This is a genomic window from Hydrogenophaga sp. UC242_50, assembly GCF_042697355.1.
GTDB lineage: Bacteria > Pseudomonadota > Gammaproteobacteria > Burkholderiales > Burkholderiaceae_C > Hydrogenophaga.
This window is the reverse complement of the sequence record NZ_CP170553.1, coordinates 4,078,817-4,096,372: the sequence shown is the minus strand read 5'-3', so window position 1 is coordinate 4,096,372 and position 17,556 is coordinate 4,078,817. Positions and strand designations below refer to the sequence as shown.

Annotated in this window: 12 protein-coding genes, 1 tRNA gene, 5 pseudogenes and 1 riboswitch; of the genes and pseudogenes, 11 read left to right on the top strand and 7 right to left on the bottom strand. The window is 68.3% G+C overall.

The features are described 5' to 3' along the window. Nucleotides 1-6: 6 nt before the first annotated feature. A pseudogene (locus ACFJGX_RS20845) lies at nucleotides 7-1,694 on the bottom strand (electron transfer flavoprotein-ubiquinone oxidoreductase). A 190-nt stretch (nucleotides 1,695-1,884) separates the two neighbouring features. On the opposite strand from ACFJGX_RS20845, the gene ACFJGX_RS20840 reads away from it, so the two are divergent. The 4 genes from ACFJGX_RS20840 to ACFJGX_RS20825 all read left to right on the top strand — a co-directional run bounded on the left by ACFJGX_RS20840 (nucleotide 1,885) and on the right by ACFJGX_RS20825 (nucleotide 5,336). Continuing rightward, a complete protein-coding gene (locus ACFJGX_RS20840) occupies nucleotides 1,885-2,667 on the top strand; it encodes an SDR family oxidoreductase (RefSeq protein ID WP_382158959.1) in 783 nt (260 codons plus the stop codon). 45 nt (nucleotides 2,668-2,712) lie between these two features. Next, nucleotides 2,713-3,615, top strand: coding sequence for a DMT family transporter (locus ACFJGX_RS20835; protein WP_382324038.1), 903 nt, complete (start codon nucleotides 2,713-2,715; stop codon nucleotides 3,613-3,615). A 16-nt stretch (nucleotides 3,616-3,631) separates the two neighbouring features. Beyond that, nucleotides 3,632-4,051 carry an acyl-CoA thioesterase gene (locus ACFJGX_RS20830; RefSeq protein ID WP_382158955.1) on the top strand — a complete coding sequence of 140 codons (420 nt, stop codon included), beginning with the start codon at nucleotides 3,632-3,634 and terminating at the stop codon, nucleotides 4,049-4,051. Between the two features lie 70 nt (nucleotides 4,052-4,121). Next, nucleotides 4,122-5,336: a PQQ-dependent sugar dehydrogenase gene (locus ACFJGX_RS20825; RefSeq protein ID WP_382324040.1), complete on the top strand. Its 1,215-nt coding sequence runs from the start codon at nucleotides 4,122-4,124 to the stop codon at nucleotides 5,334-5,336. Between the two features lie 15 nt (nucleotides 5,337-5,351). Here ACFJGX_RS20825 and ACFJGX_RS20820 read toward each other — a convergent pair whose 3' ends face one another. The 5 genes and pseudogenes from ACFJGX_RS20820 to ACFJGX_RS20800 all read right to left on the bottom strand — a co-directional run bounded on the left by ACFJGX_RS20820 (nucleotide 5,352) and on the right by ACFJGX_RS20800 (nucleotide 12,101). Further along, nucleotides 5,352-5,657 carry a DUF5666 domain-containing protein gene (locus tag ACFJGX_RS20820; protein WP_291115256.1) on the bottom strand — a complete coding sequence of 102 codons (306 nt, stop codon included), beginning with the start codon at nucleotides 5,655-5,657 and terminating at the stop codon, nucleotides 5,352-5,354. A 95-nt stretch (nucleotides 5,658-5,752) separates the two neighbouring features. Continuing rightward, the gene (locus tag ACFJGX_RS20815) at nucleotides 5,753-6,337 is read right to left on the bottom strand and encodes a peroxidase-related enzyme (protein ID WP_291115254.1); all 585 of its coding nucleotides are present in this window, start codon (nucleotides 6,335-6,337) and stop codon (nucleotides 5,753-5,755) included. A 238-nt stretch (nucleotides 6,338-6,575) separates the two neighbouring features. Then, nucleotides 6,576-7,100 (bottom strand): annotated as a pseudogene (locus tag ACFJGX_RS20810) (ShlB/FhaC/HecB family hemolysin secretion/activation protein); the annotation flags it as partial. Nucleotides 7,101-7,332: 232 nt separating this feature from the next. Next, a pseudogene (locus ACFJGX_RS20805) lies at nucleotides 7,333-8,064 on the bottom strand (POTRA domain-containing protein); the annotation flags it as partial. Nucleotides 8,065-8,153: 89 nt separating this feature from the next. Beyond that, complete coding sequence (locus ACFJGX_RS20800; RefSeq protein WP_382326966.1) at nucleotides 8,154-12,101, bottom strand: filamentous hemagglutinin N-terminal domain-containing protein; 3,948 nt, start codon at nucleotides 12,099-12,101, stop codon at nucleotides 8,154-8,156. Nucleotides 12,102-12,384: 283 nt separating this feature from the next. Between ACFJGX_RS20800 and pcaC the strand changes: the two genes are divergently transcribed. Beyond that, complete coding sequence (gene pcaC, locus ACFJGX_RS20795; RefSeq protein WP_382326964.1) at nucleotides 12,385-12,771, top strand: 4-carboxymuconolactone decarboxylase; 387 nt, start codon at nucleotides 12,385-12,387, stop codon at nucleotides 12,769-12,771. Between the two features lie 57 nt (nucleotides 12,772-12,828). Then, on the top strand, nucleotides 12,829-13,800 hold the full coding sequence (locus ACFJGX_RS20790; RefSeq protein WP_382158945.1) for a Bug family tripartite tricarboxylate transporter substrate binding protein: 972 nt from the start codon (nucleotides 12,829-12,831) through the stop codon (nucleotides 13,798-13,800). Nucleotides 13,801-13,818: 18 nt separating this feature from the next. On the opposite strand, the gene ACFJGX_RS20785 is transcribed toward ACFJGX_RS20790, so the two are convergent. Beyond that, entirely contained in the window at nucleotides 13,819-14,373 is a 555-nt protein-coding gene (locus tag ACFJGX_RS20785) for a LuxR C-terminal-related transcriptional regulator (protein ID WP_382158943.1), read from the bottom strand. A gap of 96 nt (nucleotides 14,374-14,469) precedes the next feature. Between ACFJGX_RS20785 and ACFJGX_RS20780 the strand changes: the two genes are divergently transcribed. The 5 genes and pseudogenes from ACFJGX_RS20780 (at nucleotide 14,470) to ACFJGX_RS20760 (ending at nucleotide 17,546) form a co-directional block, all read left to right on the top strand. After that, nucleotides 14,470-15,177, top strand: coding sequence for a CoA transferase subunit A (locus ACFJGX_RS20780; RefSeq protein ID WP_382324046.1), 708 nt, complete (start codon nucleotides 14,470-14,472; stop codon nucleotides 15,175-15,177). 2 nt (nucleotides 15,178-15,179) lie between these two features. Further along, nucleotides 15,180-15,816: pseudogene (locus ACFJGX_RS20775) on the top strand (3-oxoacid CoA-transferase subunit B). A gap of 26 nt (nucleotides 15,817-15,842) precedes the next feature. Further along, nucleotides 15,843-16,018, top strand: a riboswitch (yybP-ykoY riboswitch). 4 nt (nucleotides 16,019-16,022) lie between these two features. Next, nucleotides 16,023-16,602 (top strand): annotated as a pseudogene (locus ACFJGX_RS20770) (TMEM165/GDT1 family protein). Between the two features lie 35 nt (nucleotides 16,603-16,637). Beyond that, a tRNA-Gly gene (locus ACFJGX_RS20765) sits at nucleotides 16,638-16,711 on the top strand. A 142-nt stretch (nucleotides 16,712-16,853) separates the two neighbouring features. Beyond that, nucleotides 16,854-17,546 carry a FadR/GntR family transcriptional regulator gene (locus ACFJGX_RS20760; RefSeq protein ID WP_382326962.1) on the top strand — a complete coding sequence of 231 codons (693 nt, stop codon included), beginning with the start codon at nucleotides 16,854-16,856 and terminating at the stop codon, nucleotides 17,544-17,546. The last annotated feature ends 10 nt before the right edge of the window (nucleotides 17,547-17,556 follow it).

The following is a 17,556-nucleotide window of genomic DNA, read 5'->3' as shown; positions in this document are numbered from 1 at the left end:
GCTGGCTTACATGCCGGCGTAGTTCGGACCGCCGCCGCCTTCGGGCGTGACCCAGACGATGTTCTGCGTCGGGTCCTTGATGTCGCAGGTCTTGCAGTGCACGCAGTTCTGCGCGTTGATCTGCAGGCGGTCGGTGTTGTCGGGGTTCTTCACGAACTCGTACACGCCGGCCGGGCAGTAGCGGGCTTCGGGGCCGGCGTACTTGGCGAGGTTGATCCTCACCGGCACGCTGGCGTCTTTCAGCGTGAGGTGGGCCGGCTGGTGCTCTTCGTGGTTGGTGTTGCTGACGAAGACGCTGCCCAGGCGGTCGAAGGTGAGCTTGCCATCGGGCTTGGGGTAGACGATCTGCTCGCACTCGGCGGCCGGCTTGAGGTAGAGGTGGTCGGCCTTCTCGCGGTGCAGCGACCACGGCGGGGCCTTGAAGCCCAGGCGGGGCAGCAGCCAGTGTTCGATGCCGACCATGAGGCCGCCGACGATGTTGCCGTACTTGAACCAGGACTTGAAGTTGCGCGAGGCGTCCAGCTCTTCGCGCAGCCAGCTCTTGCCGAAGGCGACCGGGTAGGCCTTGAGTTCGTCGTGCTGGCGGCCGGCCTGCACGGCCTCGAAGGCGGCTTCGGCGCAGAGCATGCCGCTCTTGATGGCGGCGTGGCTGCCCTTGATGCGCGCGCCGTTGAGGTAGCCCGCGTCACAACCGACCAGGGCGCCACCGGGGAAGGTGGTCTGCGGCAGGCTCATGAGGCCACCGGTGGTGATGGCGCGCGCGCCGTAGCTGATGCGCTTGCCGCCTTCGAGGAAGGCGCGGATGCGCGGGTGCGTCTTCCAGCGCTGCATTTCCTCGAACGGGCTGAGCCAGGGGTTGCTGTAGTTCAGGCCGGTGACCAGGCCCAGCGTGACCTTGTTGTCTTCCAGGTGGTACATGAAGCCTCCACCGTAGGTGTCGTCCTTCATGGGCCAGCCGGCGGTGTGGATCACCAGGCCGGGCTGGTGCCTGGCGGGGTCGATTTCCCACAGTTCCTTCACGCCGATGGCGTAGGCCTGCGGGTCCTTGCCTTCGTCGAGGTGGAATTGGGCGATCAGGCGCTTGCCCAGGTGACCGCGCGAGCCTTCGGCGAAGACGGTGTACTTCGCGTGCAGCTCCATGCCGAGCTGGAAGTTGTCGGTCGGCTCGCCGTCCTTGCCCACGCCCAGGTTGCCGGTGCGCAGCGCCCTTGACGGAGCCGTCGTCGTTGTACAGCACCTCGGCGGCCGCGAAGCCGGGGAAGATCTCCACGCCGAGGTTCTCGGCCTGCTGGGCCATCCACTTGACCACGTTGCCCAGGCCGACGACGTAGTTGCCTTCGTTGTGGAAGTTGTTGGGGATCAGGAACTTGGGCGTGTCGATGGCGCCTTTTTCGGTCAGCCAGAGCAGCTTGTCGTCGGTGACAGGCTGGTTGAGCGGCGCGCCGTCGGCCTTCCAGTTGGGCAGCAGCTCGTTGAGGGCCTTGGGGTCCATCACCGCGCCGCTGAGGATGTGCGCGCCGGGCTCCGAGCCTTTTTCGAGCACGCAGACGTTGATCTCGCCGCCTTTTTCGGCGGCGATCTGCTTGAGCCGGATCGCCGTGCGCCAGGCCGCCGGGGCCGCCACCGACCACGACCACGTCGTACTCCATGGCTTCGCGCGGGCCGTAGGTGCTGAGGATTTCTTCGGGGGTCATGTCGAGGGTCTCACTCTGTCGGGCGGGCGCCCGGGGATTTTCATGACGGCAATGCATGGAGTCATGCCGGTGTCGTGGTCGAGACCGATTTTAGTGGCCCAGGGCGCACAATCCTGTCGCATAGGGCCTCGTTGGCCCGCGCGGTGCGCGAATGCCCGCAGAATCCAACCACTTTAGAGGAGGTTCTCTCATGGCATACAGCCTGGACTTGTCGGGTCGCGTGGCCCTGATCACCGGGGCGTCCGGTGGGCTCGGTGAACAGTTCGCCAAGACGCTGGCGCGCGCGGGCGCGGCCGTGGTGCTGGCCAGCCGCCGCACCGACCGCCTGATGGCGCTGCGCGCGCACATCGAGGCCGCCGGCGGCGACGCGCACGTGGTGGCGATGGATGTGACCGACACGGCGTCGATCAAGGCGGCGGTGGCGCACGCCGAGACCGAGGTCGGCGCGATCGACATCCTGGTCAACAACTCGGGCGTGAGCACCACGCAGCGCCTGCAGGACGTGACGGAGGAAGACTACGACTTCGTCTTCGACACCAACACCAAGGGCGCGTTCTTCGTGGCGCAGGAAGTGGGCCGGCGCATGCTGGCGCGCGCCAACGGCGCGGCGCCGGGCACCTACGTGGGCGGGCGCATCGTCAACATCGCGTCCATGGCCGGGCTCAAGGTGCTGCCACAGATCGGCGTGTACTGCATGAGCAAGGCCGCCGTGGTGCAGATGACCAAGGCGATGGCGATCGAGTGGGGCCGCTTCGGCATCAACGTGAACGCGATCTGCCCGGGCTACATCGACACCGAACTCAACCACCACCACTGGCAGACCGAGCAGGGACAGAAACTCATCAACATGCTGCCGCGCAAGCGCGTCGGCTCGCCGGCCGACCTGGACGCGCTGCTGGTCATGCTGTGTTCGAGCGAAAGCCATTTCGTGAACGGTGCGGTCATTGCCGCCGACGACGGTTTCGGGGCTTAGATGACGGCAGCGGTGTTGGGCCGGCCTTCGGGCTGGCCGCCGGGCATGGTGACCGGCATTCTGGCAGGGCTGGGCGCGGGGGCTTTCTGGGGCACGGCCTTTCTGGCGCCCCTGCTCACGCCGGGCTTCAGCTCGATCGATCTCACGGTGGGCCGTTTCCTGGCCTGCGGCCTGTTGTCGGTGCTGCTGCTGGCGTGGGCCGGGCTGCGCGGCGAGGCGCACCTGCCGACCTGGCGCCAGGCGGGCGCCGCGCTGTGGTTGAGCCTGCTGGGTTACACCGGCTACTACCTGCTGCTGGTGCTGGCGATCCAGGCGGCGGGCGCGGCGCTGCCGGTGCTGATCATCGGCACCATCCCGATCTGGATCATGTTGCTGGGCAAGCCGCAGGGCCTGCGCTGGCGCGCGCTGGTGCCGGGGCTGCTGCTGACCCTGGCGGGCCTGGCGCTGATGATGCGGGTGACGGCGCATGGCGGTGGCGAGGCGGGCGGCGGTGCGAACCTCTGGCTCGGCATCTTCTATGCCGTGCTGGCCATGGCCTCGTGGACCGCGTTCGGTCTGCTGAACGCGCGCTGGCTGAGCCGCCACCCGGAAGTGAACTCCACCGTGTGGGCCAACTGGCTGGGCGTGGCGGCGGGCCTGGGCGCGCTGGGCATCTGGGCCGTGGCCGGGACCGAGGTGGACACCCTGGTGCAGCGCCCGGGCTTCGGCATGTTCCTGATCGTCTGCGCGGTCACCGGCATCGGCTCGGCCTGGATCGCCTCGGTGCTCTGGAACATGGCCAGCCGCCGCCTGAGCCCGAGCCTGGCGGGCCAGCTCATCGTGAGCGAGACCGTGTTCGGCCTGATCTACACCTTCGCCTGGAGCGCCCAGTGGCCCGCTGCCCTGCAATGGACGGCCTGCGTGCTGTTCGTGCTCGGCATCCTCGCGTCGATCAAGGCGCACCGCTGACGACCACCCCAACCCCATGAAACTCGACATCCCCGAACAGAAGAAGCGCGTGTTCAGCATGACCATCCCCATCCGCTGGGGCGACATGGACGGCATGAACCACGTGAACAACACGATCTATTTCCGCTACCTGGAGATCATCCGCATCGACTGGATGCACTCCATCGGCTGCCCGCCCGATCCGGGCGGCGAAGGGCCGGTGATCGCCAACGCCTTCTGCAACTTCTACCGGCAGCTCGAATACCCGGGCGATGTGATCGCCACCATGTACGTGAGCGATGTGGGTCGCAGCAGCTTCGAGAGCTGGTGCACGCTCTCGCGCAGCGACGACCCCGACACCGTGTACGCGGCCGGCGGTGCGACCACCGTGTGGGTGAACTTCCCGCTGAAGAAGTCGGCCCCGATTCCCGACTGGCTGCGCGCGCATCTGAGCTGATCGCTGTGTGCGCTGGCGCACACACAAATGCTTGCACACAGGCGGCGCGCGCGTGCCTAGCATGTCCGACATGCGCCACCTCTCTGCGCTCATCGGCGGGGCCCTATCGATGGGTCTGCTGTTGTCGTGCGGCGGCGGTGGTGGTCGTGACGGTGACGATGGCTCGCCCGCGCCTGGCAACCCCAGCTTCGTGCCCACGACCGGGCCGGTCGCGGTCACCGAACTCGCGACCAACCTGCCCAGTCCCTGGAGCCTGGCCTTCCTGCCCGATGGCCGCATGCTGATCACGGGACGCACGGGCAGCCTGCGCCTGTACGCGGCGAACGCGCAGTCGTTCAACCTCATCAGCGGCCTGCCCGCGCTGGACACCGGCGGGCAGGGCGGTCTGCTCGACGTGGTGCTGGACCCGGCCTTCGGCAGCAACCGGCGCATCTACTTCAGCTTCTCGGAAACCGACAGCGGCAACGCGAACAACAACGGCACCGCCGTGGCGCGGGCCGAGCTCGACACGGGCGCGATGGCGCTGGTGAACCTGCAGGTGATCTACCGGCAGTTGCCCAAGGTGGCGAGCAGTGGGCACTTCGGTTCGCGCCTCGTGTTCGACCGCGAGGGCCACCTGTTCGTGACGCTGGGCGACCGGCAGAGCAACGACCAGCGTGGGTACGCGCAGGACCTGAGCCGCGGCAACGGCAAGGTGGTGCGCATCACCACCTCGGGCGCGGCGGCACCGGGCAACCCTGTGCTGGCGGGCGCGCAGGCCGGTATCTGGAGCTACGGCCACCGCAACCCGCAGGGCGCGGCGCTGCACCCGGAGACCGGTGAGCTGTGGACCAGCGAACACGGCCCACAGGGTGGCGACGAGGTCAACCTCACGCAGGCGGGGCGCAACTACGGCTGGCCCATCATCAGCTATGGGCAGGAGTACGGCACGACGCAGCAGGTGGGCGAGGGCACGGCCAAGGCCGGCATGGAGCAACCGGTGGCGTACTGGGAGACCATCGACGGCAGCGCCTGGACCGGCGGACAGAAGTCGTCCATCGCGCCCAGCGGCATGGCCTTCTTCACCGGCACCATTCCCATGAACTGGAACCGCAGCCTGTTCGTGGGCGCGTTGGCCGGCACGGCGCTGTGGCGCCTGCAGCTCGATGGCACGCGGGTGGTGGGGCGCGAGCGCCTGCTGGCGAACCGCAACGAGCGCATCCGCGATGTGCGGCAGGGCCCCGACGGCCGGCTTTACCTGCTCACCGATGGCGGCAGCGGCAAGCTGCTGCGCATCGGGGGCTGAAGCCGGCGCGGCGGCTTACTGCTTGTTCTCGCGAGCGTCCTTCTTGTACTCGACGTCGTCTGCGTACAGGCGGCCGTCTCTGCGGTCGATGTCGACTTCCACATAGTGGCCCTGGCGCAGATCCTCGAAGCGCTTGTAGTCGTTTTCGTAGTCGGTCTTGTCGGTCACATAGATCACTTCGCTGTTGACGGTGAAGGTCTTCGCGGTGGTGTCGACGGCCGTGATGCGTCCCTTGATGTCTTCTGCGCAGGCCGCGCCTGTGCCCAGGGCGAGGACGGCGGTGAGCAGGAAGGCTCGCTTGACGGATGGTTTGATCGGCATGGAAGCACTCCTTGTGTTGTTGTGTGGCGGTATCGATTGAATCGCGCGCCGACAAAAAGTGCTGTAAGCCTTGTCTGATTTGGCGGCTGTGCCGTTCAGTCCTTCGGCGGCTTGGCCTTGGGCACGCGGCCCATCAGGTAGAACTCCGGGTTGGGCAACATGTTGCTGAAGCTCGCCAGCCGGTTGGACAGGCCGAAGAAGGCGGTGATGGCGGCGATGTCCCAGATGTCCTCGTCGGAGAAGCCGTGGGCGTGCAGGGGGGCGAAGTCGTCGTCGTTGATTTCGTGCGAGCGCTGGCAGACCTTCATGGCGAAGTCCAGCATGGCCTTCTGGCGCGGCGTGATGTCGGCCTTGCGGTAGTTCACCGCGACCTGATCGGCCACCAGTGGTTTCTTCTCGTGGATGCGCAGGATGGCGCCGTGCGCCACCACGCAGTACAGGCACTGGTTGGCCGCGCTGGTGGTGGTGACGATCATTTCGCGGTCGCCCTTGGTGAGCGAACCTTCTTCCTTGAGCATCAGCGCGTCGTGGTACGCGAAGAAGGCCCGCCACTCGGCGGGCCGGCGCGCCAGGGCCAGGAACACGTTGGGCACGAAGCCCGCCTTTTCCTGCACTTCGAGCACCTTGGCCTTGATGTCCTCGGGCAGGTCGTTGATGTCGGGGGCGGGGTAGCGGCTCATGCGGGTCTCCGGCGTGGTGGAATGTCTGGCGATCGTACCGCCCCCCGCCGAGGGTCAGAAGCGGTAGGCCCCGGTCACCCGAGACGCGCGGGTTGCGCTGCTGGCTGTCCGATTGCGAGGGGCCGCCGGCGTGGCGCCAGGCCAGCGTGCCGTCCACCGACCAGTTGCCGTGCTGAGCGCGCACGCCCACGCCGCCGCCGGCGAGGCTGCGGTGGTTGTCGCCCACGGCCCAGGGCCGGCGGTTGAGCGTGCTCTGGCCGGCGTCCCAGAAGGCGTAGGGCACGACCGCGCCCTGGCCGTAGCGCAGCTCCACCTGGCCGAGCACGCCTTCGTCGCCCGCGCCTTCGCCGCGCGGGTAGGCGCGCACGCCGCTGGCGCCGCCGAGCACGAAGTCTTCGGAGGAGTCCAGGTTCTTGCCGCTCCATTGCGCCGCGACGCGGGCCGACAGCGTCCAGCCGCCTGGCAGGGCCTGCAGGCGGGTGACGTCGAGGTTGACCTTGTTGAACGAGCCGTGGGTCTTGGCGGTGAGGCGGTCGAGCAGGCGCTGCACATCGCCCTTGAGCGAAACGCTGCCGTGCGTCCAGCCCAGCGTGCCGTAGGTGATGCCGCCGCCGAGCAGCGCGTCTCGCAGGTCGAACTGCACCGCGACCGGCAGCACGTTGCTGGTTTTTTCGTTGCGCATGCCGGTGGCGCGGTATTCGTCCACCATGGTCTTGTGTTGTGCCTGCGCGGTGAGCAGCAGGTTCGCGCGGTTGCTGCGCACCAGCGGGTAGCTCACGCCGAGGCTGCGCAGCGCGGGCCGTGCCGGAGGCCTGCAGGCTGCTGAACTCGCCACCGAGGCTGTAGTCGGAGACGGCGTAGCCGACGTCGCCGCGCAGGCCGCTGGTGCCCAGGGCGCGCGAGTAGGCGAGGTTGCCGAAGAACAGGTCTTCGTCGGTGGCGATCACGGCTGCGTTGAGGCGGTCGCCGAAGCTGAACGGGTTGTTCCACGCGCCTTCGACCAGCACGCGGTGCTGGCCCGAGTAGCGGTTGCCGTGGTTGTCGACGGAGACGCGGCCTTCCAAGGCCTTGGTGCGTTCGACCTCGACGGCGAGGTCGCCCGTGCCCACGGCCTGGCCGGGGCGCACCACCGGGCGCACGCGGATGCCCGGCAGATCGGACAGCACGAGCACCGAGCGTTCGAGTGCGTCCATGGCGATCACGTCGCCGCTGCGCAGGTCGCCGAGGAAACGCCCGGCTTCGGTGGCCAGGTCGGCGTCCTGCGAGGTGGCGTTCACCTGGCCGTAGCGGCCTTCGATGACTTCGATGGTGAGTTCGCCGTCGGCCATGCGCTGGGCAGGCACGTAGGCGCGGGCGAAGGGGTAGCCCTGCTCGCGGTAGAAGCGCGTGATCTGGTCCGCCAGGCCGCGCAGGCCGGCCAGGGTGTGGCTGCGTCCGGTGGCGGGCGCGATGAGGGTTTGCAACCGCGCGGTCTCGATTCGGCTGGCGCCGTTGATGCGGACGGTCTTGAGCGCGACCGCGGGTCCTTCGTCGCGGCCGGCGCTGTCCGCCGGCGGCACGTCGAGCTGAAGGTTCAGCGATTCGGGCAGCACCTGCTGGGGCAGTTGCAGGTCTTGCAGGATGCGGCCGGCATCGGGGGCCTGTTGGGCGAAGGCGGAAGAGGCGCTGCTCAGGGCGAGCGCGGAGAGGGCCAGCGTGAGCGGCGAGAGGCGAAAGGTCTTGTGCATGGGAGGTGAATCGTTCGTGGATGCCCGCGCCAGGGCCGTTGGGCCCTGGCGGGAGCGATCAAAAAAAAGGAGCCGCGGTGGTGTGCGCGTCAGTGGCCGCCGTTGGGCAGGCGCAGGCCGCTGCCCCTGACGAGGACCTGGGCCGAGGCGCCGCAACCGCTGCCGGTCCAGCCGCTGGCGGCGCAGTCTTCCGGTGCGGCATCCGTTGCGCTGGCGCTCTGGGTACCGGCACCCGTGGTGGAGTCACCCTCGGCCGCCAGTTGCACCAGTTGCAGGCCGCCGGTCGCATCGGGCGCGGATGCCGGCTCGCTGACCTGTGGCACATGCACTTGCGCCGGCACGGCCGTGAGGCTGGGGCGCTGGATGCTGTCGGTCACCGAAGCCGGGTTGAAGGGCAGGGTCACCTCGACCTCGGCGTTCTCCGTGCTGTTGACCACGGCGTAGCCCAGCTCGTTGAGCAGCGAAATCCGGATGGCGTGCTTGCCCGGGCCGGCCGCGTCGGTGGTGTAGCGCGGATCGCCGAGCATGGCCTTGGTGTCGCCGTTGAGCAGGCCTTGCACGTCGTAGCCCCCGGCGCCACCGCCATCGAAGCCATTGACACCGGAGTTGTCCGCTTCGAGCTTGGTCGAACCGTTGGTGCTCACGGTGAGCACGGGTTGTTCGCGGTAGACCGCGTGCACGCCGCTGTCGCCCAGGGCCTTGGTGAAGTTGCTGGTGCTTTCGTCGCTGTTGTAGCGGAAGCGGCCCGAGCCACTGCCCACGGCGCCGGTCACGCCGGTGCTGCCGGCCACGCTGCCGGTGTAGATCACCGCGCGGCCGCCCGCGCCGGTGCCCACGGTCGCGCCCGCGCCCACCGTCACGTTGCCGCCCGTGGCCTGGCCGGCCGACTGGCTGGCGCCGGCGTTGAGCACGATGGCGTTGCTGGCGGTGCTGCTGGTCTGAACGCTCTTGCCGAGCGCGATGTCGCCGCTGACGGTGCTCACGTTCACCAGACCCGTGTTGTGGATGCCGTTGAGGGTGCTGCCGTCGGCCAGCGTGGCGCTGCCGATGGCGAGCGCGCCGCTGTTGACGAAGTGCACGTCCTGCGTGTCGGTGACCAGCGTGCCCACGGTGTTGCCCGCGTTGCCCAGCGTGAACTGGCCGCCGTTGCCGACGAGGGCGAGCGTGCTGGCTTCGAGGGTGGCGTTGCCGGCCTGGGTCACGGTGCCGCCATCGGTCTGCAGCGTCACCATGTCGGTGGAGCCCAGCACGGCGTCGAGCCGGATGTGGCCGGTGCCGGCATCGAGGGCGACGCTGTCCTGCAGTCGGGTGTCGGTCACGACCACGATATTGCCCTGCATGGCCGCGCCGCCGATGTTGATGGAGGAGAAGCCGTCGGCGAGCGAGGCCAGCGTGGCGGAAGAGACGTTCAGCACGCCGTCGCCCGGTGTGCCCGCGCCACCGCCGACGTGGATGTCGTGGCCGGGGTTGAGGGCCTCGAAACCGATCTGACCGGTGCCGGAGACGGTGCCGCCGAAGTTCACCTCTTCGGCCTTGAGCGTGAGCTTGTTGTCGGCCGCGTTCATGCCCTGGAGGAAGCTCAGCGAGCTGCCTTCGAGCGTCTTGCCATTGAACAGGGACGTGGTGGAAATGTTGTCCAGCGTCAGCGTCGCGCCCAGCGCCCGGCCGCCGCTGGCATCCCAGCTGCCCGAGACGAAGACGAAGGCGTAGGTGCCGGCGGTCTCCACGGTCGTGCTGGCCGTCTGCCAGCCGGTGGAGGACCAGGCGTTGGCGCCGGTGGCGTTGAGAATCACCTGCGTCTCGCCGGTCTTCACGTTGAGCAGGTAGCCGAACACGTCGTAGGCGTCCGAGCTGCCGGCCGCGTTCCACTGGAAGCTGACCACGTCGCCCTTGGCCAGGGCGATGGTGCTGTCGCTGGTGACGTAGCCGCCGCGCACGATGCAGTAGCCGGTGGCGCACTGCTGGGTGCTGCTGAGTTGCAGGCCCTGGGTGCGGTTGGCACCGTTGTTGGAGACGCCGGAGGTGAAGGTGCCGGAGGAGCTGACGTTTTCGCCGCTGGAGGTGGCGGGGCCGCTCGGGTCGTTCGGCGTGAGGTGGCCGCGCACGGTGGAGCCACCGTTCATGTAGACGCGCTGGTCGTGGATGCTCCAGCCGGTGGTGCCGTTCTCGAAGCCGGCGTTCAGGAACTCGGCCGCGCCCAGCACCACGGGCGAGTCGTACACCTGCTCGCCGAAGGTGCGCACGATGCCGCCGTTGATGTGCGTGGCGCCGGTGGGGGCGGTGGTGACGTACAACGAAGCAAGCGGGTTGGTGCCACCCACCTGGTCACCGAAGACGATGCTGCCCGTACCGGTGTTGGTCAGCGTGAGGCGGCTGGCGTTGCCCGCGCCCGCGGTGGCCGAGTCCACGTACTTGGCGAAGTAGATCTCGCCGCCCTGGCTGGCGATGGTGATGTGGCCGTCGAGCTTGACGTCGCCATTGAAGATGAAGCTCAGGTCCGAGGTGGAGCCGATGTTGCCCTGCAGCACCAGCTGGTCCGCGCTGAGGATCAGCGAGCGGCCGCTGCCGCCGGTGTTGATGTAGTCGCTGGTCCAGGTGATGGTGTCGTCGGCCTGGATGCTGACGTTGGTGCCGCCCGCGAGCGCGGTCTCGATGTCGTCGAGGCCCACGTTGGTGCCGCCGATCGCGCCTGCGCCGGCGGCGATGGTGACGTTGGTGGGGTCGATCAGCCACAGGCCGCCGTTGCCCTTGGGGGCGGCGGCATCGGCCGCGCGGCTCACCGAGAGCGTGGCGCCGCTGGTTTCGATGCGGCCACCGTTGCCGCCTTGCGCGCCGCCGCGCGCCTTGAGCACGCCCGCGACCTCGGTGCGGCCGCCGGCCGCGTGGATGTCGGACCAGGCGACCACGGTGCCACCGTGGCCGTTCTGCGTGGCGGAGGCGTCGAGCAGGGCGCCCGAAGCCACCACGGTGTGGCGTGCCTGCTTGATGCGGTTGTCCTTGCCTTGCCAACTGCCGCCGACATAGATCTGGCCGCCGCCGGTGGCGCCGGTGGCGTCGATCACCGCGCCGTCGGCGATGGTGACCGTGTCGCCGGTGACGATGGCCTTGCCGGCCTGGCCTTGCGGCGCGGAGACGTCGATGCGGCCCGAGACATGCACGCCGCCCTGTTCGGCGACCAGGCTCACCACGCCGTCGGCGCCGACGCCGAGCGAGCGCGCCTCGATCAGGCCGCTGCTGTTGATCACGGTGGCGGTGAGGCTGTCGATGGCGCGCGCGGTCATGAGCACGGTGCCGCCGTTGGCGTGGATGGCGCCGCCGTTGTCGATCAGCGCGCCCAGCGCGCCGCCGTCGACCTCGACCTGCACCGGGCCGCCCAGGTCGAGCCGCACGGTGCTGCCTGCGGCGAGCACCACGCTGCCGCGTTCGGCCGAGAGTTGGCCGTCGTTCACGATGCGCGCCGCGACCAGCGCGACGTGCGCACCCGAGGCGGCCGAGATCTGGCCCTGGTTCACGATGGCGGCGGCGCTGTCGCCGCTGAAGTGGTAGCGGCCCGCGAGGAAGTCTTCGGTGCTGATGTTCAGCGTGGAGGCCACCAGAGAGCCCACGTTCACCTGCGCGGTGGGCGAGAAGAGCACGCCGTTGGGGTTGACCAGGAACACCTGGCCATTGGCGTTCAGCGCGCCCTGGATCACCGACACGTCGGGTCCGAGCACGCGGTTGAGCGCGACCGAGGCCGCGCCGGGTTGCACGAAGTTGACGCTGTGACCCTGGCCGATGGAGAAGCTGTTCCAGTCGATGGCGAGCTTGTCGCTGGCCTGCTGGATGGTGAGCACGTTGCCGGCCTGCTGCAGGCTGCCCTGGCCGGCGGTGACGGTGCCGCCGGTGGGCAGGCCGCCGGCCACGGCGGCCAGGGGCGCGAGCAACAGGGCGCCGGCCACGCGGGAGGCGCCGCGCTTGCCGCGCGCGCTGGCGACCTCGCTCACAACGGTCCATGCGTTGATGGCGTGGTTCCAGATGGTGGTGTAGATGCGGTTCATGGCGTTGTCTTGTTTTCTTCTTCAGTCGCCCTCGGTTCGAAGACCGTGAGAGGGCCGGTGCGGCCCGGACACCTTGCATGCCGGGGGACGCCGATGGATATGGATTGCGGTCTGTCGAGCAGGCCGCGCGGATGATGGAGCTGTTGCTATAGAAATTGCTCTCGGGGCAGTATCGACCGGGCCTTGATGTTCTTGAGGCCCGAATAACGGGGGATTGGGGTGCTTGTTCGGTTCGCTGCGCTATCGTTCACACGAACCCTGTTTTTCTTGCCATGGAGCACCTATGCCATCTCATCCCGATTCCGAATTCGAGCGCGGCCTGGCCACGCGCAGGCAGGTCATGGGCGATGCCTTCGTGGACAAGGCCTTCGGCGACATGACGGCCTTCACCGAACCGATGCAGCAGCACATCACCCGCAAGGCCTGGGGGGACGTGTGGCAGCGCGAGGGGCTCGATCTGAAGACCCGCAGCCTCATCACCGTGGCCATGCTCACGGCGCTGGGCAAGCAGCACGAGCTCAAGGGCCATGTGCGCGGCGCGCTGAACAACGGCGCCACGCCCACCGAGCTGCAGGAGGTGCTGCTGCACGCCGCCGTGTACTGCGGCGTGCCGGCGGCGGTGGAGGCGTTTCGCACGGCGGCCAGCGTGGTGGACGGCGAGAAGGCCTGAGTGCCGATGCGGCGCTACGATCGGGGGTTTCTTCACCATCCCCTACGGAGTTCCGTCATGACCGCTTACCGTCTCTCGCTGGTCCGCCGCGCCCTGTTGGCCGCCGGCCTGGTCTGCTCCCTCGGCCTGGCCCAGGCGCAGTCCACCACCCGCATCCTGGTGGGCTTCCCGCCCGGCGGCGGCACCGACGCCATCGCCCGCATCCTGGGCGAGCGCCTGCAGCAGGACCTGGGCAGCCCGGTGGTGGTGGACAACAAGCCCGGCGCGGGCGGGCAGCTGGCCGCTCAGGCGCTGAAAGCCGCGCCGGCCGACGGCCACACCCTGTTCCTCAGCCACGACCACAGCATCACCATCCTGCCCATGGTGACCAGGAACCCGGGTTACGACTCGGCCAAGGACTTCGTGCCGGTGGCGGGCTTCGCGACCTTCGTCAACGCCTTCGCCGTCTCCAACGGCACGCCCGCGCAATCGTTCAAGGCCTATGTGGATGGCGTGAAAGCGGCGGGTGGCAAGGGCTCGGTGGGCATTCCCGCGCCCGCCTCGGTGCCGCAGTTCCTGGTGCAGGTGATCGCCAAGCAGAACGGCCTGGACCTCGTGGCCGCGCCCTACCGGGGCAGCGCGCCCATGATGTCGGACATGCTGGGCAACCAGATCCCCGCCGGCGTGGCCTCCATTCCCGACTTCATCGAAAACCACAAGGCCGGCAAGCTGCGCGTGGTGGCGGTGATGGGTTCGCAGCGCCAGGCCGCCATGCCCGAGGTGCCCACCTTCTCCGAACTCGGCCTCAAGGGTTTCGAGGACGTGCCGTACTACGGTCTGTTCGCGCCGGCCGGCACACCCAAGGCCGCGCTGGACCGCATTGCCCAGGCGGTGCAGAAGGCGATCGCCCAGCCCGACGTGCGCGAGAAGCTCACCGCCATGGGCCTCACCGTGGGTTTCATGACCGGCGAACAGCTGGGCGCGCGCGAGCAGGCCTATGGCAAGGTGTGGGCGAAGATCATCCAGGACAGCGGCTTCCAGCCACAGTGATCTGGCGCCGGATCGGGCTTAGCCCGCCAGCAGGCGCTGCATCAGGTCCGGCGTGCTGTGGGCCTGGTACTTGCGCATGAGCCGCGCGCGGTAGATCTCCACCGTGCGGTGGCTGATGTCCAGCGCCTTGCCGATCTGCTTGCTGGTCAGGCCATCCATGAGAAAGGCCGCCACCTCGCGCTCGCGCGGTGTCAGCTCGGCCTTCACGGTGCGCGTGGAGCTGAGGTCTTCGAAGCTCCAGATGCCGGCGGCGTGCGGCGCGTCGCGGTTCAGCGCGCGGCCGGTCACGTGGCACCAGAAGGTCTCGCCCTGCAACTGCCCGCCCACGCGCTTCATGATGCGGTTGTCCGAGTAGGTGCCGCTGCGGCCCAGCAGGGGCGCCATGCGCTCGCCGATGCGCTCGTACTCGTCGGCGCTGGGATAGAGGATCTGGAAGCTCTGGCCCACGAGCTGCTCGCGCGTGGCGCCGAACATCTCGCACAGCACCTGGTTGCAGTCGACCATGATGCGCTGCCGGGACAGGGCCAGGCCCACGGGGGCGAGGTCGAAGGCGAGGCGGTAGTCGATCTCCATGGCGTATCAGGCTTCGGGTTTGGCTTTACGAAATACTACGTATGTGGTTACGTAGTATCGTAGCGGCTTCCACGGTCCAACCCAGGAGACACCGACGTGAACAAGATTTTCCCGAACGCGGACGCCGCGCTCAAAGGCATCGTGGCCGATGGCCAGTTGCTTGCCGTCGGAGGCTTCGGCCTTTGCGGCATTCCCGAGGCCCTGATCGATGCGCTGCGCGACAGCGGCGCGAAGAACCTCACCGTGATCTCCAACAACGCGGGCGTGGACGGCTTCGGCCTGGGCAAGCTGCTGGAGACGCGCCAGATCAGCAAGATGATCTCGAGCTACGTCGGTGAGAACAAGGAGTTCGAGCGCCAGTACCTGGCCGGTGAACTGCAACTCGAATTCACGCCGCAGGGCACGCTGGCCGAGAAGCTGCGTGCCGGCGGCGCGGGCATCCCGGCCTTCTTCACCAAGACCGGTGTGGGCACCCTGGTGGCCGAGGGCAAGGAGCTGCGCGAGTTCGACGGCGAGACCTACGTGATGGAGCGCGCGCTGGTGCCCGACGTGGCCTTGGTGAAGGCGCACCGCGCCGACAAGTCCGGCAACCTGCAGTTCCGCCTGACCGCGCGCAACTTCAACCCCGCCGCGGCCATGGCCGGCAAGATCTGCGTGGTCGAGGTGGAGGAAATCGTCGAGACCGGCGCGATCGACCCGGACCAGATCCACCTGCCCGGCATCTACGTGCACCGCATCGTGCACAACGCCCACCCCGAGAAGCGCATCGAGAAGCGCACCATCACCGAGAAAGCTGGAGCCTGACCATGCCCTGGACCCAAGACCAAATGGCCGCGCGCGCGGCGCAAGAACTCGAAGACGGTTTCTACGTGAACCTCGGCATCGGCATCCCGACGCTGGTTGCGCAACCACACCGGCACCAAGGAAGTCTGGCTGCAGAGCGAGAACGGCATGCTGGGCATCGGCCCGTTCCCGACCGAAGACCAAGTCGACGCCGACCTGATCAACGCCGGCAAACAGACCGTGACCACGCTCCCGGGCTCCAGCATCTTCGGCAGCCACGACAGCTTCGCGATGATCCGCGGGGGCAAGATCAACCTCTCCATCCTGGGCGCGATGCAGGTCAGCGAGAAGGGCGATCTGGCCAACTGGATGATCCCGGGCAAGATGGTCAAGGGCATGGGGGGCGCGATGGACCTCGTGGCCGGCGTCAAGCGCGTGATCGTGCTGATGGAGCACGTCGCGAAGAAGAAGGATGGCACCGAGGACCTGAAGATCATTCCGTCCTGCACCCTGCCGCTGACCGGCGTGGGCGTGGTCGATCGCATCATCACCGACCTGGGCGTGATGGACGTGACGCCGCAAGGCCTCAAGCTGGTGGAAATGGCCCCGGGCGTCACGCGCGAGTTCATCCAGTCCAAGACCGGCGTCACGCTGGTCTGATACCCCTGGCGGGTATACTCCCGCCTGCACCCGTCATTGGGGAGTAGCCGCTCTGCGCCCTGCAGAGGTCCGCGTCAACACACTTGGCCCCCACGGCCATGGCGCAGACAGCTTCCAGCCTGGCAAGACCTTTGACCACACTGCCTCCGGATGGGCCGGGGATGCCGTGTGGTCTTCTGTCTTTTGCCGGCCCTCGGAGCATTCTCTTGGAAGCATTCCTGATCTCGACGGGCATCGTCGCCCTCGCCGAAATGGGCGACAAGACCCAGTTGTTGTCCCTCGTCCTCGCCGCCCGCTTCAAGCGCCCCTGGCCCATCGTCTGGGGCATCCTGGTTGCGCACCCTGCTCAACCACGCCCTCGCGGGCGCTGCCGGCGCCTGGATCATGGCCGCCGTGGGCCCGAACGTGATGCGCTGGGTGCTGGGGGTCTCCTTCATCGCCATGGCGGGGTGGATGCTGATTCCCGACAAACTGGACGACGAAGACGCCGTGCCCAAGCGGCAGATGGGCGTGTTCGTCGCGACGCTGTGGGCCTTCTTCCTGGCCGAGATGGGCGACAAGACACAGATCGCCACCGTGGCGCTGGGCGCGCAGTACGAACCCCTGATCGCGGTGGTGATCGGCACCACCTTCGGCATGATGCTGGCCAACGCGCCGGTGGTGTTCTTCGGCGAGGCGATCACGCGGCGCGTGCCGATCAAGATCGTGCACATCATCGCCGCGCTGATCTTCGCGGTGCTGGGCGTGCTGGCCCTGATGGGCGTGGGCGCGTCGATGACCGGCTGACCGGTCCGGCCGGGGCGCTAGAATGGCGGCCTGCTGCGGGTGTAGTTCAATGGTAGAACGGCAGCTTCCCAAGCTTCATACGAGGGTTCGATTCCCTTCACCCGCTCCACCTCTGGACTCCCCCTTCACCGGCACCATCGCTGCGCGTGCGGCGCCTGTGGCGGCGCGGTTTCATCATGAACGAGCCATCAGCCCACACCGCCCCCCAATGGGAGCCCGCCGCGCGAGCCGAAAGCCTCTCGTGGTCGATCGTGCGGCAGATCCGCGATGCGCTCTTCTCGGGAAAGCTCAAGGCCGGCGAGTTCATCGGCAGCGAAATCACCCTGGCTCAGCAGTTCGGCGTGAGCCGGATCGCGGCGCGCGATGCGCTGCGTTCGCTGATCGCCATGGGCGTGGTGGAAGTCCGCATGGGTTCCCGGGGTGGTGCCTGGGTCGCGATGGGCAACTCCGATCGCCTGGTCGATTCGCTGGCCGTTCAGCTCCATCTCATCGGTTTGACCGCGGCGGAGATGCTCGAAGCGCAGAGCATCACGAGCATCGCCTCGGCCGAGCTGGCCGCAGGCCGCGTGACCCCGGAGGATGCCGCGCGGATGGAAGAGGCGGCGCAGGCCACCGAGGCGGCCGCGGGTGACCCGCACGCGTTCACGGAAGCGTCCATGCGGTTCCGCGAGGCCATCGTCAACGCCTCCAAGAACCGCGTCCTCATCGCCCAGTACCGGGCCTTCGGATCGGTGCTCGGCCCCTTGCTCGAAGCCAACACGACCGCGGCGGCCACCCGCCGGATCATCCAGTCCAACGCCCGCCTGCTTCAGGCCATCGTCAATGGGGATGCGGTGGCCGCAGGTGAGCTGATGCGCGAGCGCGAGTCCGGCATCCGGATGCGCATCCTGGGCTCGGGTCCGGCCGCCACGGCCGAGCCGGCGGCTCAAGCCCCGGCCCCCTAGCGCCGGGCGC